Here is a 26,123-nt window from a genome sequence, read left to right on the forward strand (position 1 = left end):
AGGAGGAAATGAAGATGGCAAACCGCATTCTTATCGTAGATGATGCTGCTTTCATGCGCATGATGATTCGCGATATCTTGTCTAAAAATGGTTACGAGGTAGTAGGTGAGGCCCCAGACGGCGCACAAGCTATTGAGAAATACAAGGAACTGAAACCAGACTTGATCACCATGGATATCACAATGCCTGAGATGGACGGAATCTCCGCCCTGAAGGAAATTAAAAAGATGGACGGCAACGCTAAAGTCATCATGTGTTCCGCAATGGGACAACAAGCGATGGTCATTGACGCCATCCAAGCAGGTGCCAAAGACTTTATCGTCAAGCCTTTCCAAGCTGATCGCGTAATTGAAGCTATCAAGAAAACGCTCGGCTAACGGCGTTTCTTATGGGGAAATCAACAATGCGCGCGGCGATCCTTACCATCATCGGGCTTGCGACTTTGCCAACAATCGCTGCTGCTGGCTCCAGCGGCAGCAACTCCGATATCGAGCAACCCATAGATATCGCTAATACAAGCCCAGGCGAGCTGCTGGGCAATATGGTTTGGGTTATGGTGGCGCTTGCCATCGTCATCACGCTAATCATTCTGGTTATCAAGTGGCTGTCGAGACGCAACCAGCTTTGGGGAGCCAATCGCTCGATGCGATCTTTAGGCGGCATAGCACTTGGTCAGAATAGCTCGGTCCAGGTCGTGGAGATCGGCGGCCGGATATACATCGTTGGAGTTGGCCAGCAGATTACGCTAATAGACAAACTTGTGGATGCTGAAGAAGCTGCCGAGCTTATCGCGTCTTTGGACAACCAGTCGAACACAGCCTGGTCGCCAAAGGATTTGACGAGTATGGTGAAGCAATGGCGGAATCGGCGTTCAGCACAGCCGGAACCGGGGAAAGAGCAATGGAATTCTTCTTCCTCGTCCTTCGAGCAGATGTTGCAAAACAAGCTGAACAAGCAATCTGACCGCAAACAGCAGCTTGAGGACATGCTGCAAGACCAAAACAAGAATGAACGGTTGATGGATCATGAGAAATAAGAGGTGGCTTTCTTTTACGGCTATCCTGCTGCTGTCCCTCCTCATACATACGCAAGCATTTGCTGAGCCGTTGCCCGATATCTCCATTAATATCGGAGGCAGCGAAGGGGAACAGCCGGGAACAAGCGCTTTGTCGCTTCTGCTGCTCATTACCGTACTAAGCATCGCGCCAGCCATTATGGTGCTTATGACGAGTTTTACCCGGATAGTCGTTGTACTTGGATTTGTACGTACTTCATTAGGCACACAGCAGATGCCTCCAAATCAAGTATTGATTGGATTAGCGTTGTTTCTTACTTTGTTCATTATGGCTCCGACGTTTGGGCAGGTGAACGAGGTGGCCTTACAGCCTTACCTGAAGGGCGAAATCTCTCAGACAGTGGCATTTGAGAAGGCTGCTGTCCCGATGAAGAAATTTATGTTCTCTCACACGAGGGAAAAAGACTTGCTTTTATTTATGAATTATACGAAAACGGAAAAGCCTGAGTCCTTCGAGGACATTCCGCTTACGGTACTCATTCCCGCTTATGCAATCAGTGAATTGAAAACAGCATTCCAGATGGGCTTTATGATCTTTATCCCTTTCCTCGTCATTGATATGATCGTAGCCAGTACGCTTATGGCGATGGGGATGATGATGCTTCCGCCAATTATGATATCACTGCCGTTTAAGCTGCTGCTATTTGTGCTGGTAGATGGCTGGTATTTAATTGTGAAGTCGCTGCTGCTCAGTTTCAATACATGATGAAAGCTGGAGGGGAACAGGATGAGTGCTGACTTTGTCATCGGATTGGCGGGCGAAGCTGTATATACGGTATTAAAAGCCAGCGCTCCGATGCTCGTTCTTGCGTTGGTTGTCGGCTTGATGATAAGCGTGTTCCAAGCAACTACGCAAATCCAGGAGCAGACGCTCGCTTTTGTTCCGAAGATTGTAGCTGTCTTTATTTCTATTATCGTATTTGGACCGTGGATTCTGAATACGGTTGTCGATTTCACTTACCGTATACTGAACAATCTTCATCACTATATCGGTTAGGTTGTGAGTGAATGAATGCAATCGTACAAGGTTTTCCTATTTTTTTGTTAATCTTTTGTCGAATTACTGCGTTTTTCGTCGTAGCTCCGGTATTTTCGTCGCGAGGCGTCCCGAATACCTTTAAGATTGGCCTCGGCTTTTTTATGTCATTTATGGTGTTCCTGTCGTATGGCATGAGCCAGACGATCGTACCGGACACAGCTGAGTATGTCATCGCCGTTTTGAGAGAGATTTTAATAGGTCTTATGATCGGTTTTGTCGTTTATCTGTTTTTTGCGGTTGTGCAGACAGCTGGTGCCTTTATGGATATGCAGATCGGCTTCGCAATGGCGAACGTCGTCGACCCCCATACTGGCGTGTCCGCGCCGCTGCTGGGCAATTTCAAGTACATGCTGATGCTGGTCGTGTTTCTGATGATGAATGGACATCATTATTTATTGTCCGGTCTCATGAACAGCTATCAATGGATGCCGCTGGATAATGAATTGTTCGGCCAACTGCTCAATGGCAGCTTGACGGAATATCTGATCCGGGTGTTCAGCAATACATTCCTGTTGGCACTACAGATTGCCGCGCCGCTTGTTGTGGCGATGTTTCTAGCGGATGTTGGACTTGGCTTCTTGACGAAGACAGCCCCGCAATTCAACGTATTCGTTGTCGGCATACCGCTAAAGATATTGCTTGGTTTGTTTCTTCTAATCTTGCTGATACCTGGTATGGCTATGCTATTCGACAAGCTGTTTACGATTATGTTCCAATCGATTGAAGGGCTGTTCGGTATCGTACAAGGACCGCCTGCAGGGCAATAGGGGGCTGTATGGGTGCGACACTATCGCTTGAAGCTGAATCTGCAGCTATTCAACCAAGAAAAAACAGAAAAAGCGACGCCAAAGAAGCGCCAGGACTCCAGAAAAAAAGGCCAGGTCGCGAAGTCTTCCGACCTGCCAGGCGCATTCATTCTTCTATTCTCATTTGCTTCCTTCATCATGCTAGGCAACTATTACAAGTCGCATATTAACGGACTGTTCGGCGGCTTGTTCGAGCACTGGCTCACGATGGAAGTGACTACGGCAAATGTGATGGATCTGTTCCTCAGTATTACGAAGCAGTTGCTTGTGATGTTGCTGCCAATATTCTCCATCGTTATGGTTATCGGCATCGTGGGCAACGTCATTCAATTTGGCTTCCTGCTTACCGGGGAGCCGCTCAAGCTGAAGCTGAGCAAGCTGAATCCGATTGAAGGCTTTAAACGGATCTTCTCTATGCGCAGCCTGGTAGAGTTTCTCAAAAGCATATTAAAAGTCAGCATTATCGGCATTCTTGTCTACACCACTATTACGCGTGAGTGGGACAAGCTGCTATCGTTATCGATGCAGCCCCTTGAACGAATATTTGCATTCACCGCAGGGCTGACCATTAAACTGGGTATTCAAATCGGTGCCGTAATGGCGGTGCTGGCCTTTCTAGATTTCCTATATCAACGGTATGAGCATGAAAAAAGCATTAAAATGTCCAAGCAAGATATTAAAGATGAATATAAAAAATCCGAGGGCGATCCCCTCATCAAAGGGCGCATTCGCGAGCGACAGCGCAGAATGGCGTTGCAGCGGATGATGCAGGATGTCCCGAAAGCCGACGTCGTCATTACGAACCCGACACACTTTGCCATCGCTTTGAAGTATGATGCCTCCAAGATGGAAGCGCCGACCGTATTGGCCAAGGGGATGGATCATGTGGCCTTGCGGATCAAAGAGATTGCCAAGGAGAACGGCGTCATTACGATGGAAAACAAGCCGCTGGCCAGAGCGCTGTACGAGCGGGCCGAGATCGGGGATGTCATTCCGGCAGACCTGTTCCAGGCTGTGGCCGAAGTATTGGCTTACGTATATAAGATGAAGGGACGCTAGCTGCGGTTCCTGGTCTCACACACGCTAGGGAGGAGGAAGACATCATGAAAGCTAAGGATTTGTTCATTATCTTCGGAATTATCGGAATCGTACTCATGATGATTATCCCGATCCCGATCTTCCTCATCGACTTGCTGCTCATTTTGAATATTTCGATCGCATTGATCATATTGCTTGTTGCCATGAACACGAGAGAGGCGCTCGACTTCTCCATCTTTCCGGCAATATTGCTGATCACAACACTATTCCGATTGGCACTTAGCGTCTCGACAACCCGAAGTATTCTCCAGAATGCTGAAGCGGGCGAGGTTATCGCCACCTTCGGGAGTTGGGTTGGCGGCGGCGAGGTCGTTATCGGCTTTATCGTCTTCCTTATCCTCGTCGTTGTACAGTTTATCGTGATCACCAAAGGCTCGGAGCGCGTAGCCGAGGTAGCGGCGAGATTTACACTCGACGCGATGCCCGGCAAGCAGATGAGTATCGACGCGGACCTGAACTCCGGCCTGATCAACGAGCAGCAAGCGCGGGAGCGCCGCTCGAAGATCGAGAGAGAAGCAGATTTCTACGGAGCGATGGACGGCGCAAGTAAATTCGTTAAAGGCGATGCGATTGCGACCATCATTATTTTGATCATCAACCTTATCGGCGGTTTCATCGTCGGTATGGCCATGCACGGAATGGAATTCGGCGAATCACTGGAGACGTTCTCGATCCTGACCATTGGTGACGGTCTGGTCGCCCAAATTCCAGCGCTGCTGATCTCCACCGCAGCCGGTCTGATTGTGACGCGTGCCGCATCTGAAGGCAACTTGTCCGAAGACCTGACATCTCAACTATTCAAGTATCCAAAAATGCTTTACATTGCCGCTGGAACGATCGCTGTCCTGGGCTTGACGCCGATCGGCATTCTAAGCACCTGGCCATTCGCGATTATTCTGGCTGTCGGAGCATACGTCATGCAGAAGAAGCAGGCTAAGCAGCTGGAGCAAGACGAAATGCTGGTGGAAGAGCAGCAGATTGAGGAAGTCCGCAGTCCCGAAAGTGTCATCAGCTTGCTTCAAGTGGATCCGATTGAATTCGAATTCGGATATGGCTTGATCCCGCTTGCGGATACGCAACAGGGCGGCGATTTGCTCGACCGTATTATTATGATCCGCAGGCAGTGCGCGCTTGAGCTTGGGTTGGTTGTACCGGTCATACGTATCCGCGACAACATTCAGCTTAAGCCGAATGAATATGTGATCAAAATTAAAGGGAACACAGTCGCACGCGGTGACTTGCTTCTGAATCACTATCTGGCGATGAGCCCAGGCTTCGAGGATGATTCCGTAGTAGGAATCGAAACGATGGAGCCTGCATTCGGATTGCCGGCTATCTGGATCGACGAAGCGATGAAGGAGCGCGCCGAGCTGTCGGGTTACACCGTAGTTGACCCGCCATCTGTCGTAGCCACTCATCTTACCGAGATTATTAAGCGCCACGCCCATGAGCTGATTGGCCGTCAGGAAGCGAAGATGCTGGTTGAGAACGTTAAGGAATCGTATCCGGCGCTAATCGACGAGTTAATTCCGTCCATCCTCACCATAGGCGATGTGCAAAAAGTGCTGGCGAAGCTGCTTAAGGAAAAAATCTCGATCCGGGATTTGGTCACCATCTTTGAGACGCTGGCCGATCACGGCCACTATACGAAGGACCCCGATATTCTGACGGAATATGTGCGGCAAGCACTATCTCGCCAAATTACACAGCAGTTCTCTCCTGGTGGAGACACACTGCGTGTCATTACGGTAGGTCCGCAGCTTGAGAAGAGAATTGCAGAGTCGGTGCAGCAGACCGATCAGGGAAGCTATATTGCTCTTGACCCGGTATCTACTCAGCAAATCTATCAGAAGCTTAACGAGCATGTAAGCAGGCAGATCCAATCAGGTCAGCAGCCGATCGTACTGGCTTCGCCTACGATTCGGATGTACTTGAGACAAATTATCGAACGAACCATGCAGGAAGTGCCGGTATTGTCTTATAGCGAGCTAGAGCCGAATATTGAAATTCAGAGTGTAGGGGTGGTTAATTTATGAGAGTAAAGCGGTACGTCGTGAATGCTCTCCCCGAAGCAGTGTCTATGATTCGTACGGATCTTGGTAAAGACGCGGTCATTCTGGATACAAAGGAAATTAAGGTCGGCGGATTTATGGGCATGTTCCGCAAGAAACGGATGGAAGTGATAGCAGCCGTAGAGACTGGCGCTTCGAAGCAAGGGGAGCTGCCGCAACGCAAGCCGTCACCGGAAGTGAATGCGGTCGTCGAGCAAATTCTGCAGACCGCTCAGCGTGCTGGAGCGGCTGCGGCGGTTATGGAGCCACCGCAGCCTCAGCCGGAACCGACGATCTCGGATAAGCGAATGGAGCGCGAGCAGTTTATTATTAACGAGATTCGAGATTTGCGAGAGTACATGGTGAAGCTATCCCGTCACCAAAGTGAGCTCCATACCTTGTCCGAACCGATGATCGCGTTGAAAGAACGATTGTTTGAGCAAGAGCTGGACGAAGAGTGGTCGGACAAGCTGATTGAGGCCCTGCGTGAATCCGAGCAGAGCGCGGAGCGAGTATACGACCGCACAGAGGTTTGGAACGAATCCAAGCGAATTTTGGTAGAGTGGATTCGGCCATACAGCAATGCCGAGATTAGCAGAGAAGCGCGTGTGGTGCATTTTGTAGGTCCCACAGGAGTGGGCAAAACCACGACGATTGCAAAGCTGGCGGCGGAGCAAACGATTAAGCGGGGCAGAAATGTCGGATTTATTACTTCGGATACGTACCGGATTGCAGCAGTCGATCAGCTTAGAACGTATGCGAATATTTTGAATGTGCCGCTGGAGGTCGTGTTTTCTCCGATGGATTTGCCCAAAGCCTATAAGGCTCTGTCCGAGCGGGACTTGATCTTGATGGATACGGCGGGACGCAATTTCAGAAGTGAGCTTCACGTATCCGAAGTCATTAGTCTCCTGCAGTCCAGTGAGCCGAATGAGACGGTGCTTGTACTCAGCCTGACGGGCAAAACAACGGACATGGCCACGGTCGCCGAGCGATTCTCCAAATTCGGCATTCAAAAAGTGTTATTTACGAAGCTTGATGAAACGACGGTATACGGAGCCATCATGAATCTGGTTCTAAAAAATGGATTGTACCCTACACACCTGGCCAGCGGTCAGAACGTGCCCGATGATATCGAGCGGTTCAAAGCTGACAGCTATGTAGACCTGCTGCTTGGAGACGCTGAACATGAATGATCAAGCCGAAGCATTGCGACATATGGTCAGACAGCAAGATCATCGCATGGATCGGAAGGAAACAAGAGTCGTTACGGTTACAAGCGGCAAGGGCGGAGTCGGAAAGTCAAACTTTAGCCTGAATTTCGCCTTAGCGCTGCAAAGGCTGGGCAAAAAAGTGCTTCTGTTCGATGCCGATATCGGGATGGCCAACATTGATGTGCTGATGGGGCAGTCCTCGGCTTACAGTCTCTATCATCTCTTGAAGCAAGAGAAGACGATCTGGGATATTGTATCCACCGGGCCGGAAGGACTGCACTACATCGCAGGAGGCTCGGGCTTCAAGGACTTGCTGGAATTGTCGGAAGATCAGCTTGCCAGATTTGCAGCTGAGGTAGAGAAGCTTCACGGCGAATACGACGTCATTCTATTCGATACGGGAGCGGGCTTGTCCAAGGAAACCGTCAAATTCATTACAGCAGCGCAAGAAACGATTGTCGTTACGACGCCTGAGCCGACATCCCTGACAGACGCGTACGCATTGATCAAAATGGTGAAGTCCATGGATCAGAGTGTCGCGTTCAAGCTTATCGTCAACCGTGCTACCGATGAACGGGAAGGAAGAGCGACTGCACAAAAAATCAGTCTTGTCGCCAGCCGCTTTCTCCATTCCGATATTCCATCACTAGGCATGATTCCAGACGACCCGCTTGTATCAAAGGCGGTGAAACGGCAAGTACCGTTTATGATCGCATATCCGGAGTGCGAATCAGCCGTTGCAGTAGGGCGAATAGCCAAAACGTTTTTGGACATGCCGTTAACCCGCAGGGATTCAAGCGGCGTCAAAGGATTTTTGACAAAATTGTTCAGACTCTCAAGATAATCCTTTGGAATTGAGGTGAGATACGATTGGCAACCTATCGCGTTCTAGTAGTCGATGATTCCGCGTTCATGCGGACCATCATCAGCGATCTCATCAAGCAGGATGAGCAGTTTGTTATCGCTGCGACAGCTGCCAACGGTGCAGAAGCTGTCGCGGCTGCTGCAGAGCATAAGCCGGATGTCATCACAATGGATTTGGAGATGCCGATACTCAATGGTATCGAAGCCCTTCAACTCATCATGAAGCAGACTCCGACGCCGGTCATCATGCTGTCGGGCATCAGCGAAGACAATGCACGCGATACGATCAAAGCTCTACAGTACGGTGCGCTGGACTTTATCCGCAAGCCGTCGATGTCAAAGTCAGGCGATATCCATCAAGTGGGCGAGCAACTGCTGGAGAAGCTGCGGATTGCAGTATTCGCCAGACGAAGCAAAACGGGAACCCTGCCGGAGAGACCGAAGCCAGAGACAGCTGCGCAGACGCCGGAGCCTCGCGTAAAGGCAAGGCCGAAGCCGACCGACATGCCTCCTCCAACGGCAACCCCTTTACATAAAGTCAAGACAGAACCTTTGCCGGAGGTGAAGCGGAAGTCCGCAGCGCCAAAGCCAGCCGAGAAAACAGCCAAGCCGGAGAGTCGGTCGACAGCTCCTAGCAGCGGATTGCCATCCAAGCAGCCGCCAGTGCAGTCATCTGCCGCACAACAGCAAGCTGCTCGGAATGCGTCAGGATCGGGGGTGTTCAAGCATATTGTCGCCATTGGTACATCTACTGGCGGTCCAAGAGCGCTTCATGAGGTCATTTGTTCCTTGCCAAGCGGTTTCCCGGCACCAGTGCTCGTCGTTCAACATATGCCGCCCAAATTCACAAAATCGCTCGCGCAACGGCTGGACAGCTTTAGTGCTCTAACCGTTGTAGAAGCTGACCAAGGGATGCGGGTGAATGCGGGTGTCGTACACGTTGCTCCCGGCGGGAAGCATATGGAGCTCGGCAAGGACGCTGCCGGATACTTCATTCGTTTGACCGATCAACCGCAGCGCAACGGCCATCGGCCATCGGTAGATGTGATGTTTGAATCGCTGCTGTCCTTCCCAGAGATTGAACGGCATGCTGTCATTATGACAGGTATGGGAAGCGACGGGGCCAAGGGGCTGAAGGCTCTGGCTGAAGGCGGTGCTGCCACAACGATTGCAGAATCCGAAGAAACCTGTATCGTATACGGCATGCCGCGAGCAGCCGTCGAATGCGGAGCAGCACAGCATATTCTTCCTTTGCATGCGATTGCCGGACGGCTTGCCAGCACAATTTTGACATAAAAGTAGTTTCCATTACGATCATACTAACAGGAGGTGCTTGGAAATGGATATGAACGCGTATTTGTCCATGTTTATCGACGAATCCAACGATCATCTTCAATCCTTGAACGAAAACCTGCTTCAACTGGAAAGCGACCCTGATGATTTAAGCATTGTGCAATCGATCTTCCGCTCGGCGCATACGCTGAAAGGCATGTCGGCGACGATGGGATTTGAAGATTTGGCGGCTTTGACGCATGAGATGGAGAACGTGCTTGACCTGGTGCGCAACAGCAAGCTGAAGATGGACAGCTTTATATTTGATACGTTGTTCAAGGGGCTCGATGCGCTTGAGGCGATGGTTCAAGATATCGTGGCGGGCGGCACGGGAAAAGCCGATGTTACAGCTATTGTCGCTTCGCTCCAGACGATTTTGAAAAGCGACTACAAGAGCGGCAGCTCCGCTGCTCCTGCACCGGTGGCAGCTGCACCATCCATTTCAACAAATGCGGCACTCCTGGACCAATTCCAGTCGTCCATTCTGCTGCAATCGATGGAGAGCGGCCATCAGCCGTTTTTCATCCAAGTATCCTTGGAGGAGACTTGTGTTCTCAAAGCCGTCCGCTCTTACATGGTGTTCGACCTGCTGGAGCGCAACGGCGAGATCGTAAAGTCTGAACCCTCCGTACAGGACCTGGAGCAAGAGAAGTTTGACCGTTCCTTTTCCGTCTTTACCATTTCATCCTTAAAAGAATCAGAGCTGCTCCAGCAAATTGGCAACATCTCGGAAATCGCGACGGTTCAGGTTACGCCACTTGATCCTGAATCATTAGCTGCTCTGACAACAGCGCCAGCGGCTGCTGCTGTGGAAGCACCCGCTGCACCGGCAGCGGAAGCGCCAGCTGCGGCAAGCTCCGCGAAGCAAGCATCGGAGCCGGTCAAGAAGACGCCTCCTACGACTGGAGGCGCGGTAGCCAGAACAATTCGTGTCGATATCGAACGTCTGGATACGCTGATGAACCTGTTCAGTGAATTGCTCATTGACCGTGTCCGTCTGGAGCAGCTTGCGAGTGAAGTGAAGCGCAACGATCTGACGGAGACGGTGGAGCACATGGCGAGAGTCAGCTCCGACCTGCAAAACATTGTTCTGAAATTGCGGATGGTTCCTGTTGATTCGGTATTCAACCGATTCCCGAGAATGATTCGGGATTTGTCCAAATCGCTGGACAAAAAGATCGAGCTGGTTATAACAGGCGCAGATACGGAGCTTGACCGTACCGTCATTGACGAGATCGGCGATCCGCTTGTTCACTTGCTTCGCAATTCCGTCGACCATGGCATTGAGACGATTGCTGACCGTATCGCTGCCGGCAAGCCGGAGACGGGCACCATCCATCTTCGCGCTTATCATAGCGGCAACCATGTCTTCATTGAAGTGGAAGAGGACGGCAGCGGCATTAACCAGGAGAAAGTGCTCCAGATTGCGATCAAGAACGGCGTCGTAACGGAAGAACAAGGCCGCAACCTGACCTCGGAAGAGATCAATATGCTGATCTTTGCCGCAGGCTTCAGCACGGCGGATAAAATCTCCGATATCTCGGGCCGCGGAGTTGGTCTTGATGTCGTTAAGACGAAGATCACATCGCTTGGCGGCAATGTAACCGTCGATTCGGCATTTGGCAGAGGCACCAAATTCTCTGTTCAATTACCGCTGACACTTTCGATTATCTCTGCGATGCTCATTAAGCTGGGATCGGAGAAATATGCGATTCCACTCACTTCGATCGTCGAGACCGGGATCGTGAAGCGGGCCGATATCCTGCAGGTTCATGGCAATCAAATGATTCAGTTCCGCAATTCGATCATTCCGCTTGTATCGCTTAGCAAAGTGCTGGAGTCGCCGGATTATGACGAATCAACAGAGGTTGAAACCGAAATTATCGTCATCCGCAAAGGGGACAAGTGGGCAGCGATAATGGTAGATGAGTTCATCGGCCAAAGCGAGATTGTACTCAAGACACTTGGACAGTACCTGACTCAAATCCATGCGATATCCGGGGCTACCATACTGGGTGATGGACAGGTTGCACTTATTATCGATCCGAATGCACTGATTAAATAAGGAGGGGTTTTCGATGGGAGAAGAATTAAAGGTTATCGTGTTCGCGCTAGGCAAGGAGGAGTATGGGATTGAAGTCGACAAAGTCCGTACGATCGAGAGATTGTCGCCCATTACTCGCGTCCCGAAGACCGCAACCTTCATCAAGGGAGTCATCAATCTGCGTGGTATCGTCGTTCCGGTGATCGACCTTAGAGGCCGGTTCAACTTGTCCGAGACGGAACATACTGAGCACTCCCGTATCATTGTTGTTGCCGTTGCAGACCTGGAAGTAGGCTTTATCGTAGACTCGGCCAACGATGTAATCGATATCGACACCGATACGATCGATTCACCGCCGGAGATTGTCGGGGGCATCAAAGCGAAGTATCTTCGCGGGATTGCCAAGCTGGGGGAAGGACGCTTGCTTATTATGCTGAACCTTTCGGAAGTGCTCAACAAAAACGAGATTATTCAGCTTGAGCAGCTTGAGGTATAACCTGTGTCGCTATTCGATTCTTTTAAAGCATTTGAGATGGATGTACTAAGGGAAGTCGGCAACATTGGGGCGGGCAATGCGGCAACCGCATTGTCCAAGCTGCTGGACAAGCCTGTCGATATGGCGGTTCCAAAGGTAAGTCTGCTGCCGTTCGAGGAAGTGGCAGATCGCGTCGGCGGCGCGGAGCAAATCGTGCTTGCTGTCTTTCTAAGGGTAGAGGGCGAAGCTCCCGGCAATATGTTCTTTATTATTGAAGAGCAGTCGGCCAAGCGCATACTGAATCAGCTTCTTTCGATGAATCATCAGGACGAGAATGGCTATTCAGAGATGGAGCTGTCCGCATTATGCGAAATCGGCAATATATTAGCGGGATCCTACTTGTCCTCACTTGCCGATTTCACACAACTGCCGATGGTGCCATCCGTACCTGCAATCGCTCATGATATGGCAGGCGCAATACTGAGCTACGGCTTAATGCAATTCGGAGAGATGGGCGATTCCGCCTTATTGATCGAAACGACGTTTCTGGAAGATCGGCAATCGCTGGAAGGACATTTCTTCCTAATTCCCGATCCGGAATCGTTTAAAAAAATTTTTAAGGCATTGGGAGTCGAACTGGGATGACAGGGCAAACGTTAGTGAAGGTGGGCATGGCCGATCTGAATATCGCGATAGATGGTGCCGTTCTGAAAACAACGGGACTGGGATCATGTGTTGGACTGACGCTGTACGATTCCCAGAGCAAAGTTGCCGGCATGGCGCATGTAATGCTTCCTTCGTCGGAGATCGCTCGTGAAGCGCAGTTTAATCAGGCGAAATATGCAGATACCGCTATTCCGGAGCTGCTTGAAAGAATGCAGGCCGTAGGCGCCCGGTTAAACCGGTTAGAAGCCAAGATGGCGGGCGGAGCCCAGATGTTCGCGCTTGGCGGCTCGGATACGCTGCGGATCGGGCCGCGCAATGTGGAGTCTTGCACAGCCATCCTGCAGCACTATCGCATCCCGATTCTGGGGGCAGATACGGGAGGCAACTACGGCAGAACGGTAGAGTTCGACAGTTACAAAGGAATCTTGCTCATCAGAAGCGTGCAGCATGGTGTAAAGGAGATTTAAGATGCAAGGTACTTGGCGGTGGAATGTGGTATTCGGCATAACGGGTATAGTTCTGACGGTTCTCTTCTCCATCGGCAACAATCCGTTATCCGTCATCATGCTTAGAAGTTTTTATGCGTGCATCGCATTTTTTGCGCTTGCTTATCCCGCTCGTTTTCTCATGGCTTTTATTCTGAAGCCCCCGGCGATGATCGGAGACTCGCAAGATACGGATGAGGCGAAGGGCGGCTCACTTGATATGACGACCCCGGACGAAGGCGAAGATCTGAATGAATTGTTGAAAGCGCAAATGCAAGGAGCTACACCGGCGGAAGAGCAGGGACAGGGCGCGGGCAATGATGAAGCTGCCCCGGGGTTCCGTCCGCTGACGCCTCCGCAATTCGTATCTACAACTAATAAACAGCCAGAAGATTTGGCGAAGGCATTACGTCACCTGACAGGAGAGTGATTCGATGGCTGAGCTGAAGACGCCTCATTTGACTAACATCCAGATGTGGCAAGCTTGGAAAGAACACGGTGATCTTGAAGCGAAGAAGGCATTGATAGAAACGTTTCTGCCTCTGGTCGAGTATGTAACCAATCGCATGGCAATCGGACTTCCAAAGAATGTCATTAAAGACGATCTTGCCAGCAATGGCGTCATGGGGCTGATTGATGCGATTGAGAAGTTTGATTATTTGCGGGGACTGCAATTCGAGACGTATGCTTCCTGGCGCATTCGCGGCGCTATCATTGACGGCTTGCGTCAAGGGGATTGGGTGCCGCGATCCGTACGCGAGAAAGCGAAGCGGGTGGAGGAGGCGTACCAGCATCTGGAGCAGCAGTATATGCGCTCGGTTACAGATCTGGAGGTCAGTTCGTATTTGCAAGTAACTGAAAAAGAATTTACCAATATGCTTCAGGACATCTCCGTCGCAACGATCTGTTCACTGGAAGATCCGATCCGCGAAGAAGAATCAGAGACGCGCATGTCGCTGCTCATCGATGACAAAGCGAAAAATCCGGATTACAAAGTACACGAGTTTTATTTGAAAGAATCGTTGGTCAAAGGCATTGAACGATTGACGGAGAAGGAAAGAACGGTTGTATCGCTGTTTTATTACGAAGAATTGTCGTTGAGCGAAATCGCAGAAGTGATGTCGCTATCCCCATCGCGAATTTCCCAGCTCCATTCCAAGGCTATTTTGAGACTGCGTGGAGCATTGGCTAAACATAAAGATCAACTTATGCAGCATTAGAGAGGAGGGAGTAAGGTGGACAATATTCAATTAGATTCATACCTGCGTATCCAGACTTCAGCTGACAAGCTGTCTGCCTTCCTAACATTCAGTCGGATAACGGAAGATTTTGTATGTGCGTCATCGGATTTAGAACAATACTTACGCAGCAAGGGTGTTGTCCATGGACTCCGAATCGATGTGCTGGATCAAATATGCAGAAATCCGCTTGCCTACTGTAGGGAGCAGACCCTGGTCGCACAAGGGGAAGCCCCTGGAGAAGGAAAGGACGGAGCAGTACGGTTCGTCTATGACATGGAAGACAGCAAACGGCATAAGCCTGCAGAGGATCAAGACGGCAAGGTGGACTTGAAAGAAGTAAGCAGGCTGAAGAACGTCAAGCGCGGCCAATTGATTGCCGAGCTTGTGGAGCCGCTCTCCGGTTCCTCCGGCAAGATGGTGACCGGCGAAGTCATCCCTCCCAAATTCGGCAAGAAAGCCCGGTTCAAAATCGGGAAAAACGTTGTGCAAAATGGCGATACCGCTCTATACGCAGCAATTGACGGACTCATTACGATTACGGACAAGGGAAAGATCAATGTTTTTCCCGTGTACGAGGTGAATGGAGATGTGGATTACAGCGTCGGCAATATCGACTTCGTAGGAACGGTCGTTATTCGCGGCAATGTGCTGACCGGATTTAGGGTGAGGGCATCAGGCGACATTCGCGTAGTTGGCGGTGTAGAGGGTGCAGAGCTGGAGTCGGATGGATCGATCGAGATCACTAGCGGCATTATGGCGAGCAATAAGGGTCATGTCAAGGCGGGGCGTAATGTTCGCAGTTCCTTTATTCAGGACGGGCATGTTTTTGCTGGGGAGGATGTTATCGTCTCGCAAAGCATCATGCATTCGACCGTGAAAGCGGGCAAAAATGTCATTTGTTCCGGAGCAAAAGGACTAATCGTCGGAGGCATTATACAGGCAGGGGAGCAAGTTGTTGCGCGTACGCTCGGTAATGCGATGTCTACGGCAACAGCAATCGAGGTTGGCGTCAACCCGCAGCTTCGAGAGGAGCTTGCAGAGCTGCGCACCACGATCAAGCAATCTTTTGAAAGCAATGAGAAGACGGAGAAGGCGCTTGTCATATTAGATCAAATGGCGGCAGCGGGCCAATTAACGCCTGACCGGCTGGAATTGCGCGCGAAGCTTAATGCAACCAAACGGCAGACTAGCGTATTGATCGATGAGTCGAAGGCACGTATGCTGGAGATCGAGAAGACGCTGGAGGATACAAACCGTTCCAGAATAAATGTAAGCGGAACCGCTTACGGCGGAGCCAAGATTGTGATCGGCCGCTACACCAAGTTTGTCAAGGACAGCGCTCAGCGCGTTTCCTTCCGGTTAATGGAGGGAGATATTGCGATGGTTCCTTATCACCCTTAAAAGACCCATAAGTCTAAATAACGGGAGGTGCGGCTTGAATGACCTTTAAGCCACTGGATCTTCAAATGTCGGTTCCGCGTACGCAGGAGTTCAGCGGCATGCAGCAGCAGGCTGCGCAGCGGCCGCTGGCGGAGCAGAACATGCTGGCGAATCAGGCGTCGAAGCAAACGGAAGAACTGCGCAATCAGAATACAGCGGTCGAGCAGTCCTCGAAGCCTCAAGTACGTGCGGATCAAGACGGTGCGAATGATGGCGGGTATAAGCGGGGAACCCGCAAGAAAGCGGATGGCACGGACGAGGAATTGCCAGCTGACGAGCCGCCGGTGCATCCGTATAAGGGTCATCATCTGGATATCAAGCTGTAGATCAGCAGGAAAAGCAAAAAGAGGCGGGATGCTACATATGGAACCATGGCAATATATCGTACTCGTTGGGGCGGTTGTCGCCGTCGGCGCCTTCGCCATGCCGCGAAAGAAGCCGGACAGTAATGAAGCCCCGCAGTCAGTACGCAATATGGAGACCGCGCTTGATCAGTTTATGGAAAACATGGAGAAGGACAATGAACACCTGATCCGGCTGATTGCGGAATCACAGCAAACGGCCAAGCAGGAGGCCGACAGCAAGGATAAACGAATTGCTACATTAGAAGAGCGCTGCGGGCAGCTCGAAAAACTGCTTCAGGAGACGCTTGTGAAGCCTGCCGAGGCCCGCTTGCAGTCGGAAGGGACTGCCGCCGCCGGCATGGCGGGGCAAGCAGCCTACGTACCCGCCGAACCCTCAGCTCGGAAGGAAGCGGCGATTACGATTGAGGATCAAAGTCCCAAGTCCAATTCGATCCATGACCGCTACTCGGAGCTGTTCCGTCTGTATGCGGAAGGCAAATCGATCGAAGCCATAGCCAAGAAGCTTGGCATGAACAAAGGGGAAGTCCAGCTCATTATCGGCTTGTCCAAGCAGGAGGGCTCGCTTCATGTTTAACAAACGATCCTTTGTGCTTGGGCTCGGCGTCGGGATTGTCGCGGGAGCCCTGTTGCTGCAGCTATTCATGCTGGGGGAGAACAGCCAGGACAAGCTGAACAAAATGGAGCAGGAATTAAGGCAAGGCGGCTTGCAGGAGGAACAGCCGACTGGAGGCGAACCATCGCCTGATTCCTCAGCGGGCAATTACCATGCCGTCACGGAACCGCCGGATGCCGCTCCTGAAGGGACCCCTGAGGCGCCTCCTGCGGAAGCTCAGGGGTCCGAAGCGCCGGTTGCGGATGCAGGGACGGTAGAGGAGGAAGAGCTGAAGGAGCCCGCTCAGAAGCTCATCCGGATCGAGCCCGGCTTTAATTTGACCCAAACATCGGAGCTGCTTCTTGCCAATGACATTATCGATGATGCGGCTGCATTCATCAAACAAATGAAAGCCAACAACAAGCAGGCCAGAGCCGGTTATTTTTTGATTAACGAGAATGCCGGAATCGCCGGGGCAATCGGGGGCGTAACGGGGCAACCGATTAGCAAGACGGAGGCGGAAGCGTGGCTGGCCGCGCAATAATGGATTTCTCATACGGAAGTGGCAAAGTGTTCTTGCATGGGCACATCATCTATGATATATTAAATGACGGTGTTAAAAACACACGCTGATCAATTCTGACAACGGTGCTTTCGCCAGGCGAAAGTTTTGTCGGAAAACGCGATCAAGCGGAGGGACACACAAAAACCATTACAGGAGGTGTTGAAGAATGGCGGTTATTTCCATGAAACAGCTTCTCGAAGCTGGGGTACACTTCGGTCACCAGACACGTCGTTGGAACCCGAAGATGGATCGTTATATCTTCACAGAAAGAAACGGAATTTACATTATCGACTTGCAAAAAACGGTTAAGAAAGTTGACGAAGCGTACAACTTTGTTAAATCCGTAGCAGCTGAGGGCGGCACTATGCTGTTCGTCGGCACGAAGAAGCAAGCTCAAGATTCGGTGAAAGAAGAAGCTGAGCGTTGCGGCAACTTCTACATCAACCAACGCTGGCTCGGCGGCACGCTTACGAATTTCCAAACGATTCAAAAGCGTATCGATCGTCTGAAGCAGCTTGAGAAATGGGAAGAGGACGGCACGTTCGAAGTTCTTCCGAAGAAAGAAGTTATCATTCTTCGTAAAGAAAAAGATCGTCTTCAGAAATTCTTGGGCGGCATTAAAGGCATGAAAGGCCTGCCAAGCGCGCTGTTCGTTATCGATCCGCGCAAAGAGCGCATTGCAGTTGCTGAAGCTCGCAAATTGGGTATCCCAATCGTAGGTATCGTTGATACGAACTGTGATCCGGACGAAATCGACTACGTTATCCCTGGTAACGACGATGCGATCCGTGCAGTTAAGCTTCTTACAGCTAAAATGGCTGACGCGATCATCGAAGCGAACCAAGGCGAGCAAACAACAGCCTAATCGCAAACTAAAACATCATTTCGTAACAACAAAGGGTGGTCAGATGGTGCAAACCTCTCACTACCCTTTTTTTGAACAAAATTCTGATGTAAACTTTTAGGAGGGTTTTTCATGGCAGTTAGCGCAAGCGCGGTAAAGGAACTTCGTGAGAGAACGGGAGCAGGTATGCTCGATTGCAAAAAAGCGCTGGACGAAACAGGCGGCGACGTAGAAAAAGCGATCGCATTGCTTCGCGAGAAAGGTCTTGCTGCGGCAGCGAACAAAGCTGGACGTGTTGCGACTGAGGGCGTAGTTGAATCCTACATCCATGCTGGCGGCCGTATCGGCGTACTGGTAGAAATTAACTGTGAGACTGACTTCGTTGCAAAAACGGATCAATTCCGTGAGTTTGCTAGAGATATCGCGATGCAAATCGCTGCAGCAAATCCGAAATTCGTTCGTCGTGAAGAAGTTCCGGCTGACGAGATCGAAAAAGAAAAAGAAATCCTTAAAAACCAAGCGCTTAACGAAGGCAAGCCTGAGAAAATCGTTGAAAAAATGGTTGAAGGCCGCATCTCGAAATACTATGAAGAGTATTGCCTGCTTGAGCAGTCCTTCATTAAAGATCCGGACAAAACGATCTCTAACCTGCTGAATGAAAAAATCAGCAAAATCGGTGAAAATATTTCGATCCGTCGCTTCGTTCGTTACGAGCTGGGCGAAGGTCTTGAGAAAAAAGTCGACAACTTCGTTGAAGAAGTTATGGCTCAAGCGAAACTGTAATCCGAACGCACAGGCGGGGCGGGGCGTCCGCCCCGCCTTCTTTTCTATAAATGGCATATCGTACAATTCTAGCTTAATAGGAATAAAAAAGAGTGTCCTCGCTTGCGAGGTGCATGATGGAGGTAATAACGTTGGAACATCCTGTATTTAAACGCATCGTCTTGAAAGTGAGCGGCGAATCATTGTCCGGTCAAGAAGGTTTCGGCATTGAAGCTTCCGTTATCTCTTCCATAGCCAATCAAGTGAAGGAAGTTGTTGATCTTGGCGTAGAAGTCGCTATCGTCGTAGGCGGCGGCAACATCTGGAGAGGCATCGCAGGCACAGCCAAAGGCATCGATCGTGCAACGGCGGATTACATGGGCATGCTGGCCACCGTCATGAATTCACTGGCTCTTCAAGACGCACTGGAGCAAATTGATGTGCCAACTCGCGTTCAAACTTCGATTGCCATGCAGCAAATCGCTGAGCCGTATATTAGACGTCGCGCAATTCGCCATCTGGAGAAGGGGCGCGTCGTGATCTTCGCTGCAGGAACAGGCAACCCGTTCTTCTCGACAGATACGACAGCCGCTCTGCGCGCTGCGGAGATCGAAGCCGAAGTGATTCTGATGGCGAAGAACAAAGTAGACGGTGTATATTCCGCTGATCCGTTCAAAGACGAGAACGCCGAGAAATTCGAAGAACTTACATACCTGGACATGCTTAACCGCAATCTGGGCGTAATGGATTCCACGGCATCATCGCTTTGCATGGACAACAATATCCCGCTAATCGTATTCTCCATCACAGAGAATGGAAATATTAAACGGGTCGTGCTAGGTGAGAAAATCGGTACGATCGTGAAAGGAAGTGCTAAATAACATGCCACAAGCGATTAAGAAAAGTGCAGAAGAGCGCATGGAGAAAGCGATCGGCGCGTTAAAGCGCGATCTGTCCACGCTTCGCGCTGGCAAAGCAAGCCCGGCGCTGCTTGACCGTATCCAGGTTGAATACTACGGCGCCCAAACGCCGCTGAACCAGCTTGCGAACATCAATACGCCGGATTCCCGGACGCTGATGATCCAGCCTTGGGACAAATCATCGCTGGGAGCGATCGAGAAGGCGATTTTGAAGTCGGATCTAGGTCTTACGCCATCCAATGATGGTCTATCCATCCGGATCTCTGTACCGCCTCTAACGGAGGAGCGCCGCGCTGAACTGGTGAAGACGTCCAAGAAATTCGGCGAAGAGGCAAAAGTAGCGGTCCGCAACATTCGCCGCGATGCCAACGATGACGTGAAGAAGCTTGAGAAAACGGATATTTCCGAAGACGAGTCGCGTCGCCATCAGGACGATATTCAGAAGACAACAGATAAATATATTGCAGAAGTAGAGAAAGTTCTTTCTGCCAAAGAAAAAGAAATTATGGAAGTTTAATTCACGCTTTAGCCCCTCCGACAGGTGGGGTTACGTTTTTATTGATCATACGAAGAGGGATGGGCAATACAGCCCATCCTCGAAGTACTCCGATAGACGATTGTTCTTATCGGTTGGGAGGAAGCTAGATGATCAAGCGACTTTGGGCAAGACTAAGCGAATCATTCGCACCGAAGCCGGCTTCAATCGAGACGGGTCATGTGCCGAGGCACGTAGCCATCATTATGGATGGGAATGGACGATGGGCCAAGAAACGCGGTTTGCCGCGTATGGCAGGCCATCACTCCGGGATGAAAACGGTCAAACGCATTACGATTGCGGCGGATCGGCTTGGGATACAATATTTAACCATGTACGCCTTCTCTACGGAGAACTGGAAGCGTCCTAAAGCTGAAGTCGACTTCCTGATGAAGCTGCCGCAGCAGTTTCTGGAGATTGAGCTGGACGATTTGATTGCAAACAATGTGCAAGTGCGCATGATGGGGTCTAGGGATAACTTGCCTCCCCACACGATACATGCCTTGGAAGAAGCAGTCAGCAAGACAGCCAGCAATACGGGGCTTGTCCTTAACTTCGCTCTAAATTACGGCAGCCGCATGGAGATGCTGGATGCGATCAAACATATTGCGCTCGACGTAAAAAACGGCAAGCTGGATGCGGAAGCAATCGACGAAGACGTCATGTCCAGCCGGTTGCTTACCAGTGACATTCCTGATCCGGATTTGCTCATTCGTACAAGCGGCGAGCTACGGCTAAGCAACTTCATGCTTTGGCAGCTAGCATACAGTGAGTTTTGGTTTACGGATGTATATTGGCCAGAATTTACGGAAAAGCATTTCCACGAAGCCATTGAAACCTATCAACGACGCGGTCGGAGATATGGCGGACTATAGCATCAAACGACGGAGTGTGACTTGGCATTGAAACAACGATTGATTACAGGTGTCATTGCAGGCGCAGTGTTTGTCGCCCTGGCCGTATTGGGCGGAGCCTATTATACAGGATTGCTGGTGCTGCTTGCCATTATCGGATTTTATGAATATACCCGTATGAACGGCTTTTCTCCGTTTCACCCTTCCGCGTTGCTTGGCTTCGCCGGAGTGCTGTACTTCGTCCTTCCGTGGGAGGCATGGGGTGTCAGCATGCCCTCGCCGCTCACGATTATGTGGATGCTGGCCTTTCTTCTGCTTGCGGTCACGGTCGTAACCAAAAACAAAACGACCATAGACGGCGCTTCGCTCATGCTGCTTGGCGCGTTATATGTGGGTTATGGATTTGCTGCCATGATTGCGGTTCGCGACATGGGTGAGCATGGCCTGTTCTGGACGTTTTTATCTTTTGGTTGCATATGGGCTTCGGATATCGGCGCGTATTTCACCGGCCGGGCCATTGGCAAGACGAAGCTATGGCCTTCCATTAGCCCTAACAAAACCATTGAAGGCGCAATTGGCGGCGTTGTACTGTCGTTAATTGTAGCCGTTGTGTTTGCCCTTCTGGGTCCGGATACAGTCAGTATCGGCAGAGCGCTGCTGATTGGCGTTGTTGCAGCCATCGCAGGACAATTCGGCGATCTGATCCAATCGGCGTACAAACGTGTTCGGAACATTAAAGATACAGGCAATTTGCTTCCCGGCCACGGCGGCGTGCTCGACCGCTGCGACAGCTGGTTGATCGTATTTCCGCTATTATTGTTAACGGAGCTTATCCCTGTTTAAGTTGGAGGTACTTTAGTTGAAGAAGATAGCGCTATTAGGCTCAACAGGGTCCATAGGCACGCAGACGCTGGACATCGTCAGGCATCAGCCGGACCGCTTCCGTGTCACTGCCTTGTCAGCGGGAAGCAATGTGGAGCTTGTCATCGAGCAAGCGAAAGAATTTAGACCCGCATTAGTTAGTCTTGCTTCAAAGGAGCTGGCAGAGCAAGCACGGCCTTATATGCCGCAAGGAACGCGTGTAACCTACGGTGAAGAGGGGCTGATTGAGGTTGCCGCCGGAACGGATGCGGATACGGTAGTGACCGCCATCATTGGCAGTCGAGGACTGCCGGCAACACTGGCAGCGATCCATGCCGGCAAAACGATCGGCCTCGCGAACAAAGAGACGCTGGTCACAGCGGGACATATCGTCATGCAGCGTGCCAAGGAGCGCGGTGTGTCGATTCTGCCGATCGACTCTGAGCACTCTGCTATCTATCAGTGTCTGAATGGCGAGAGACGGAGCGACGTGCTCGGCATTACGCTGACAGCTTCCGGCGGCTCGTTCCGGGATCGCACGAGGGCAGATCTGGCTGGTGTCACCGTGGAGGATGCGCTCAAGCATCCGAACTGGTCGATGGGCGCCAAGATTACGATTGACTCTGCTACCATGGTGAATAAGGGTCTGGAAGTCATTGAAGCCAAATGGCTGTTCGGCCTGGACTACGATCAGGTGAATGTTCTTATTCATCCAGAGAGTATTATTCATTCTTTTGTTGAATTCAACGACCACAGCATCATCGCTCAGCTCGGCATGCCGGACATGCGCGTTCCCATCCAGTATGCACTGACGTATCCGGAGCGGCTTCCTACGCCTACCGAGCGCCTTAACCTCGCAGAGATTGGCAAGCTTAATTTCAGAACGATGGATTACGAGCGTTTCCCGTGTCTCAGACTCGCTTTCGATTGCGGGCGTTTGGGACAGTCCGCGCCGACGGTGTATAATGCGGCGAACGAAGTGGCGGTAGCCCGATTCCTGAACAGGGAAATTTCCTTCCTCGATATCGAGCGGGTGCTGGAAACTGTAGTAGAGCGGCATAACGTATGCGATGTCCATGATTTACAGACGATTGCCGAAGTGGACGAGTGGGCTCGCGGACTAGCCGCGACGGTCTGACCCTGCCGAAAAAGTGGTTCTCTTGTATCGGGCGGGAGAATAATGATAATCTATGTACAGGCCGTAACGAACAGGAGGCAACACGTCTATGGGGATGATTCAGGTCGTCTTATCGACCGTGCTCGTATTTTTCGTCATTGTGACGATACATGAATGGGGACATTACTATTTTGCCAAGCGGGCGGGTATTCTCGTCAGGGAATTTGCGATCGGCTTTGGGCCGAAGCTTCTTTCCGTCAAACGCGGCGAAACCAGATATACACTGCGGCTCATACCCGCTGGCGGATTTGTCAGGATGGCGGGCGAAGATCCCGAGATCGTGGAAGTCCAGCCGGGGCAGACAGTAGCCGTTCGGATTAAAGATAATCAAGTCACTCGCATCTTCCTCGATCGACTGGATGAGCGGACAGGTACCGTTCGCGGCGAGGTGGAGGATGTTGATCTGGAGCGCAGGCTTTCGATTTCCTTGCTGGTAGAGGGAGAATCGGAGCGATACGACGTTCACCCGCAAGCGCTCGTTATTTCCAAGGGCAGAGACACACAGATCGCGCCGATTGACAGGCATTTCGGCAGCAAGTCGGTGGGCAAGAAAGCAATGGCGATATTTGCCGGACCGATGATGAATTTTATTCTGGCATTCGTGCTCTATGCCGTGTATGCTCAAATGGTAGGCGTACCGGTGGAGAATCCGGATAAGCTGATCATTAGCTCCATTGAGGAGAAAATGCCCGCAGCCGGAGTGGATCTGAAAAAAGGCGATGTGGTGGAATCCGTGAACGGCGTCAAAATCGGCGCGGATTTGGAACAAATGATCGATATCATCGGCAAATCGCCTGGCAAACCGGTCGAAATGATCGTGAACAGGGACGGACAAGTACATACGATCAAAGTCACGCCAATGTTGAATGAGCTCGGCGTCGGCAAGGTCGGCATCAGTGCGTCGCCGCCGATGAGATCGGCTACATTCACCGAAACTATTTCAAGAGCCGCAACACTCATGAAGGTGTCAACAGAGTTTATATTTGAAAGCTTCAAAATGCTGGTTACCGGTCAATTCAAGCTGGAGGATCTGGGCGGTCCGGTCAGAACGGCTGACATGACAGCCGAGATTGCGCGTAAAGGCATTGTTCAATTGACGTCCTGGACGGCATTGCTTAGCTTGTACCTCGGCATATTCAACTTGCTGCCAGTTCCAGCGCTGGACGGAAGCAGATTGATCTTCCTTGGCCTGGAGGCTGTGCGAAGAAAGCCGATTGATCCGAACAAAGAAAGTATGGTGCATTTCGTCGGATTTGCGATGCTGATGCTGCTTATGCTTGTTGTGACCTATAATGATATTTTACGATTAGTTCGAGGGGGGTAGTCTGTCGCTCATGTCAAAGGAAAAAGGATTTGTAACGGAAATTACGCCGCAAAGCGAAGATTTCTCTAGATGGTATATCGATGTAATCAAAAAAGCGGAGCTTATGGATTATTCGCCGGTGCGCGGCTGTATCGTTTTCCGTCCGGAAGGCTATGAGCTGTGGGAAAACATTCAGCGTGATCTGGACCGCCGCTTTAAGGAAACGGGACATCGCAACGCCTATTTCCCTCTATTCATTCCCGAGAGCTTCTTCCAGAAGGAAAAGGAGCATGTCGAGGGCTTTAATCCGGAGCTTCCGTGGGTAACGGAAGCTGCGGGCGAGAAGCTGGAGGAGCGTCTGGCGATTCGCCCGACCTCCGAGACCATGATCGGCCACATGTACGCGAAATGGATTCAATCCTATCGCGATTTGCCGGTCCTCATCAACCAATGGGCTAATGTGGTGCGCTGGGAGAAGCGCACGCTGCCGTTCCTTCGCACAAGTGAATTCCTGTGGCAGGAAGGCCATACCGCTCACGAGACTGAGGAAGAAGCGCGCCAGGAAACGATGCAGATGCTTGATGTGTATACAAGCTTCGTAGAGGACTTCCTTGCTATTCCGGTCATTAAGGGCGAGAAGACACCTTCCGAGCGTTTCGCTGGAGCTGTGGACACTTATTCGATCGAAGCGATGATGAAGGACGGAAAAGCCGTACAAGCCGGAACTTCGCATTATCTGGGCAATAAATTTGCTATCGCATTTGATATCAAATATTTGGACCGCGAGAATACGCTTCAATTCGCTCATACCACATCGTGGGGCGTCAGCACGCGCTTGATCGGCGCGTTGATTATGGTTCATGGTGACGACCGCGGCTTGGCTCTGCCTCCGAAAGTAGCGCCAACGCAAGTCATTATGATTCCAATCGGACCAGCCAAGATGCGTGAGCAGGTGGTAGGACGCGTGGACGAGCTGTATGCTGAGCTGAAGAAAGCCGGTGTGCGCGTACGCGTAGACGATCGCTCCGATGTGAGCCCAGGCTGGAAGTTCAACGAATACGAGATGCGCGGCGTACCTCTGAGACTGGAGCTTGGTCCTCGCGATATGGAGAATGGTGTTGTCGTTCTCGTCTCCCGTATCACGGGCGAGAAGCGGATCGTGAAGCAGGATAACCTGGTCGCTGAAGTGGAAGCAATGCTGGAGGAGACCCATCAGGAGATGTTCAACCGGGCGAAAGCGTTCCGTGAAGAGAATTCACGTACCGTTGATACGCTGGATGAGATGAAGGCATTCCTGGAAGAGCAGCGCGGCTTCGTAGAAGCCGGATGGTGCGGTTCTGCAGCATGCGAGAAGCAAGTGAAGGAAGAAACTGGCGCGACTAGCCGCAATATTCCGTTCGAGCCTTCGGTTCACAAGACATCTTGCCTCGTGTGCGGTGACGAAGCGAAGCATACGGTCGTCTTTGCCCGCGCTTATTAAGAACTGAATAGGGTTTTCGGTTCGGATCGACAGGA

29 protein-coding genes are annotated in these 26,123 nt (G+C 51.1%); all 29 read left to right on the forward strand.

Annotated elements, in window-relative coordinates:
- Window positions 1-14: 14 nt before the first annotated feature.
- The 29 genes from AC0YNW_RS04065 (at window position 15) to proS (ending at window position 26,088) form a co-directional block, all read left to right on the forward strand.
- The gene (locus tag AC0YNW_RS04065) at window positions 15-377 is read left to right on the forward strand and encodes a response regulator (RefSeq protein ID WP_475830841.1); all 363 of its coding nucleotides are present in this window, start codon (window positions 15-17) and stop codon (window positions 375-377) included.
- 26 nt (window positions 378-403) lie between these two features.
- Window positions 404-1,036: a flagellar biosynthetic protein FliO gene (locus AC0YNW_RS04070; RefSeq protein WP_475830842.1), complete on the forward strand. Its 633-nt coding sequence runs from the start codon at window positions 404-406 to the stop codon at window positions 1,034-1,036.
- On the forward strand, window positions 1,026-1,781 hold the full coding sequence (gene fliP, locus AC0YNW_RS04075; protein WP_475830843.1) for a flagellar type III secretion system pore protein FliP: 756 nt from the start codon (window positions 1,026-1,028) through the stop codon (window positions 1,779-1,781). Before AC0YNW_RS04070 ends, fliP begins: the two co-directional genes overlap by 11 nt.
- A 21-nt stretch (window positions 1,782-1,802) precedes the next feature.
- Window positions 1,803-2,072, forward strand: a complete 270-nt coding sequence (gene fliQ, locus AC0YNW_RS04080) for a flagellar biosynthesis protein FliQ (RefSeq protein WP_120106685.1) — start codon at window positions 1,803-1,805, stop codon at window positions 2,070-2,072.
- 11 nt (window positions 2,073-2,083) lie between these two features.
- Window positions 2,084-2,881, forward strand: coding sequence for a flagellar biosynthetic protein FliR (fliR, locus tag AC0YNW_RS04085; protein WP_475830844.1), 798 nt, complete (start codon window positions 2,084-2,086; stop codon window positions 2,879-2,881).
- Window positions 2,882-2,893: 12 nt separating this feature from the next.
- Window positions 2,894-3,979, forward strand: coding sequence for a flagellar biosynthesis protein FlhB (gene flhB / locus AC0YNW_RS04090; RefSeq protein WP_475830845.1), 1,086 nt, complete (start codon window positions 2,894-2,896; stop codon window positions 3,977-3,979).
- A gap of 44 nt (window positions 3,980-4,023) precedes the next feature.
- Window positions 4,024-6,054: a flagellar biosynthesis protein FlhA gene (gene flhA, locus AC0YNW_RS04095; protein ID WP_475830846.1), complete on the forward strand. Its 2,031-nt coding sequence runs from the start codon at window positions 4,024-4,026 to the stop codon at window positions 6,052-6,054.
- On the forward strand, window positions 6,051-7,265 hold the full coding sequence (flhF, locus tag AC0YNW_RS04100) for a flagellar biosynthesis protein FlhF (protein ID WP_475830847.1): 1,215 nt from the start codon (window positions 6,051-6,053) through the stop codon (window positions 7,263-7,265). The genes flhA and flhF overlap by 4 nt, the downstream gene beginning before the upstream one ends.
- Window positions 7,258-8,127 carry a MinD/ParA family protein gene (locus tag AC0YNW_RS04105; RefSeq protein ID WP_475830848.1) on the forward strand — a complete coding sequence of 290 codons (870 nt, stop codon included), beginning with the start codon at window positions 7,258-7,260 and terminating at the stop codon, window positions 8,125-8,127. The genes flhF and AC0YNW_RS04105 overlap by 8 nt, the downstream gene beginning before the upstream one ends.
- Before the next feature lie 26 nt (window positions 8,128-8,153).
- Window positions 8,154-9,443 (forward strand): protein-glutamate methylesterase/protein-glutamine glutaminase, encoded by a 1,290-nt coding sequence (locus tag AC0YNW_RS04110; RefSeq protein ID WP_475830849.1) that lies wholly within the window; start codon window positions 8,154-8,156, stop codon window positions 9,441-9,443.
- Window positions 9,444-9,486: 43 nt separating this feature from the next.
- Window positions 9,487-11,544 carry a chemotaxis protein CheA gene (locus tag AC0YNW_RS04115; protein WP_475830850.1) on the forward strand — a complete coding sequence of 686 codons (2,058 nt, stop codon included), beginning with the start codon at window positions 9,487-9,489 and terminating at the stop codon, window positions 11,542-11,544.
- Window positions 11,545-11,557: 13 nt separating this feature from the next.
- Window positions 11,558-12,019 carry a chemotaxis protein CheW gene (locus AC0YNW_RS04120; protein ID WP_475830851.1) on the forward strand — a complete coding sequence of 154 codons (462 nt, stop codon included), beginning with the start codon at window positions 11,558-11,560 and terminating at the stop codon, window positions 12,017-12,019.
- A 3-nt stretch (window positions 12,020-12,022) separates the two neighbouring features.
- Entirely contained in the window at window positions 12,023-12,643 is a 621-nt protein-coding gene (locus AC0YNW_RS04125; protein ID WP_387474760.1) for a chemotaxis protein CheC, read from the forward strand.
- Window positions 12,640-13,131: a chemotaxis protein CheD gene (locus AC0YNW_RS04130; protein ID WP_387474762.1), complete on the forward strand. Its 492-nt coding sequence runs from the start codon at window positions 12,640-12,642 to the stop codon at window positions 13,129-13,131. The genes AC0YNW_RS04125 and AC0YNW_RS04130 overlap by 4 nt, the downstream gene beginning before the upstream one ends.
- Before the next feature lies 1 nt (window position 13,132).
- On the forward strand, window positions 13,133-13,579 hold the full coding sequence (locus AC0YNW_RS04135) for a hypothetical protein (protein WP_475830852.1): 447 nt from the start codon (window positions 13,133-13,135) through the stop codon (window positions 13,577-13,579).
- Window positions 13,580-13,583: 4 nt separating this feature from the next.
- Entirely contained in the window at window positions 13,584-14,369 is a 786-nt protein-coding gene (locus AC0YNW_RS04140; protein ID WP_475830853.1) for a FliA/WhiG family RNA polymerase sigma factor, read from the forward strand.
- Between the two features lie 15 nt (window positions 14,370-14,384).
- Window positions 14,385-15,791: a DUF342 domain-containing protein gene (locus AC0YNW_RS04145; protein ID WP_475830854.1), complete on the forward strand. Its 1,407-nt coding sequence runs from the start codon at window positions 14,385-14,387 to the stop codon at window positions 15,789-15,791.
- A gap of 38 nt (window positions 15,792-15,829) precedes the next feature.
- Complete coding sequence (locus AC0YNW_RS04150) at window positions 15,830-16,156, forward strand: hypothetical protein (RefSeq protein WP_475830855.1); 327 nt, start codon at window positions 15,830-15,832, stop codon at window positions 16,154-16,156.
- Between the two features lie 37 nt (window positions 16,157-16,193).
- Window positions 16,194-16,769, forward strand: a complete 576-nt coding sequence (locus tag AC0YNW_RS04155; protein ID WP_475830856.1) for a DUF6115 domain-containing protein — start codon at window positions 16,194-16,196, stop codon at window positions 16,767-16,769.
- Window positions 16,762-17,331, forward strand: coding sequence for a hypothetical protein (locus tag AC0YNW_RS04160; protein ID WP_475830857.1), 570 nt, complete (start codon window positions 16,762-16,764; stop codon window positions 17,329-17,331). The genes AC0YNW_RS04155 and AC0YNW_RS04160 overlap by 8 nt, the downstream gene beginning before the upstream one ends.
- Window positions 17,332-17,518: 187 nt before the next feature.
- Window positions 17,519-18,217: a 30S ribosomal protein S2 gene (gene rpsB, locus AC0YNW_RS04165; RefSeq protein ID WP_119801345.1), complete on the forward strand. Its 699-nt coding sequence runs from the start codon at window positions 17,519-17,521 to the stop codon at window positions 18,215-18,217.
- Window positions 18,218-18,328: 111 nt separating this feature from the next.
- Entirely contained in the window at window positions 18,329-18,979 is a 651-nt protein-coding gene (gene tsf / locus AC0YNW_RS04170; RefSeq protein ID WP_387474776.1) for a translation elongation factor Ts, read from the forward strand.
- A 131-nt stretch (window positions 18,980-19,110) separates the two neighbouring features.
- Window positions 19,111-19,839 (forward strand): UMP kinase, encoded by a 729-nt coding sequence (pyrH, locus tag AC0YNW_RS04175; protein WP_387474778.1) that lies wholly within the window; start codon window positions 19,111-19,113, stop codon window positions 19,837-19,839.
- A gap of 1 nt (window position 19,840) precedes the next feature.
- Window positions 19,841-20,395, forward strand: coding sequence for a ribosome recycling factor (gene frr, locus AC0YNW_RS04180; protein ID WP_387474780.1), 555 nt, complete (start codon window positions 19,841-19,843; stop codon window positions 20,393-20,395).
- A 128-nt stretch (window positions 20,396-20,523) separates the two neighbouring features.
- Window positions 20,524-21,288: an isoprenyl transferase gene (locus AC0YNW_RS04185; RefSeq protein WP_387474782.1), complete on the forward strand. Its 765-nt coding sequence runs from the start codon at window positions 20,524-20,526 to the stop codon at window positions 21,286-21,288.
- Window positions 21,289-21,315: 27 nt separating this feature from the next.
- Entirely contained in the window at window positions 21,316-22,110 is a 795-nt protein-coding gene (locus tag AC0YNW_RS04190; RefSeq protein WP_475830858.1) for a phosphatidate cytidylyltransferase, read from the forward strand.
- A gap of 16 nt (window positions 22,111-22,126) precedes the next feature.
- Entirely contained in the window at window positions 22,127-23,266 is a 1,140-nt protein-coding gene (locus tag AC0YNW_RS04195) for a 1-deoxy-D-xylulose-5-phosphate reductoisomerase (protein ID WP_475830859.1), read from the forward strand.
- A gap of 88 nt (window positions 23,267-23,354) precedes the next feature.
- Window positions 23,355-24,629 (forward strand): RIP metalloprotease RseP, encoded by a 1,275-nt coding sequence (rseP, locus tag AC0YNW_RS04200; RefSeq protein WP_387474788.1) that lies wholly within the window; start codon window positions 23,355-23,357, stop codon window positions 24,627-24,629.
- A gap of 10 nt (window positions 24,630-24,639) precedes the next feature.
- A complete protein-coding gene (proS, locus tag AC0YNW_RS04205; protein WP_475830860.1) occupies window positions 24,640-26,088 on the forward strand; it encodes a proline--tRNA ligase in 1,449 nt (482 codons plus the stop codon).
- Window positions 26,089-26,123 lie beyond the last annotated feature (35 nt).

It is taken from the genome of Paenibacillus sp. J31R120, from assembly GCF_056269225.1.

Coding starts and splice junctions, on each gene's coding strand:
- AC0YNW_RS04135 (WP_475830852.1), top strand. CDS start 13,133: ATGCAAGGTACTTGGCGGTGGAATGTGGTATTCGGCATAACGGGTATA.
- AC0YNW_RS04185 (WP_387474782.1), top strand. CDS start 20,524: ATGATCAAGCGACTTTGGGCAAGACTAAGCGAATCATTCGCACCGAAG.
- AC0YNW_RS04140 (WP_475830853.1), top strand. CDS start 13,584: ATGGCTGAGCTGAAGACGCCTCATTTGACTAACATCCAGATGTGGCAA.
- frr (WP_387474780.1), top strand. CDS start 19,841: ATGCCACAAGCGATTAAGAAAAGTGCAGAAGAGCGCATGGAGAAAGCG.
- rseP (WP_387474788.1), top strand. CDS start 23,355: ATGGGGATGATTCAGGTCGTCTTATCGACCGTGCTCGTATTTTTCGTC.
- fliP (WP_475830843.1), top strand. CDS start 1,026: ATGAGAAATAAGAGGTGGCTTTCTTTTACGGCTATCCTGCTGCTGTCC.
- flhA (WP_475830846.1), top strand. CDS start 4,024: ATGAAAGCTAAGGATTTGTTCATTATCTTCGGAATTATCGGAATCGTA.
- rpsB (WP_119801345.1), top strand. CDS start 17,519: ATGGCGGTTATTTCCATGAAACAGCTTCTCGAAGCTGGGGTACACTTC.
- AC0YNW_RS04130 (WP_387474762.1), top strand. CDS start 12,640: ATGACAGGGCAAACGTTAGTGAAGGTGGGCATGGCCGATCTGAATATC.
- AC0YNW_RS04160 (WP_475830857.1), top strand. CDS start 16,762: ATGTTTAACAAACGATCCTTTGTGCTTGGGCTCGGCGTCGGGATTGTC.
- AC0YNW_RS04105 (WP_475830848.1), top strand. CDS start 7,258: ATGAATGATCAAGCCGAAGCATTGCGACATATGGTCAGACAGCAAGAT.
- tsf (WP_387474776.1), top strand. CDS start 18,329: ATGGCAGTTAGCGCAAGCGCGGTAAAGGAACTTCGTGAGAGAACGGGA.
- AC0YNW_RS04150 (WP_475830855.1), top strand. CDS start 15,830: ATGACCTTTAAGCCACTGGATCTTCAAATGTCGGTTCCGCGTACGCAG.
- AC0YNW_RS04120 (WP_475830851.1), top strand. CDS start 11,558: ATGGGAGAAGAATTAAAGGTTATCGTGTTCGCGCTAGGCAAGGAGGAG.
- proS (WP_475830860.1), top strand. CDS start 24,640: ATGTCAAAGGAAAAAGGATTTGTAACGGAAATTACGCCGCAAAGCGAA.
- AC0YNW_RS04065 (WP_475830841.1), top strand. CDS start 15: ATGGCAAACCGCATTCTTATCGTAGATGATGCTGCTTTCATGCGCATG.
- fliR (WP_475830844.1), top strand. CDS start 2,084: ATGAATGCAATCGTACAAGGTTTTCCTATTTTTTTGTTAATCTTTTGT.
- fliQ (WP_120106685.1), top strand. CDS start 1,803: ATGAGTGCTGACTTTGTCATCGGATTGGCGGGCGAAGCTGTATATACG.
- AC0YNW_RS04155 (WP_475830856.1), top strand. CDS start 16,194: ATGGAACCATGGCAATATATCGTACTCGTTGGGGCGGTTGTCGCCGTC.
- AC0YNW_RS04115 (WP_475830850.1), top strand. CDS start 9,487: ATGGATATGAACGCGTATTTGTCCATGTTTATCGACGAATCCAACGAT.
- AC0YNW_RS04070 (WP_475830842.1), top strand. CDS start 404: ATGCGCGCGGCGATCCTTACCATCATCGGGCTTGCGACTTTGCCAACA.
- flhF (WP_475830847.1), top strand. CDS start 6,051: ATGAGAGTAAAGCGGTACGTCGTGAATGCTCTCCCCGAAGCAGTGTCT.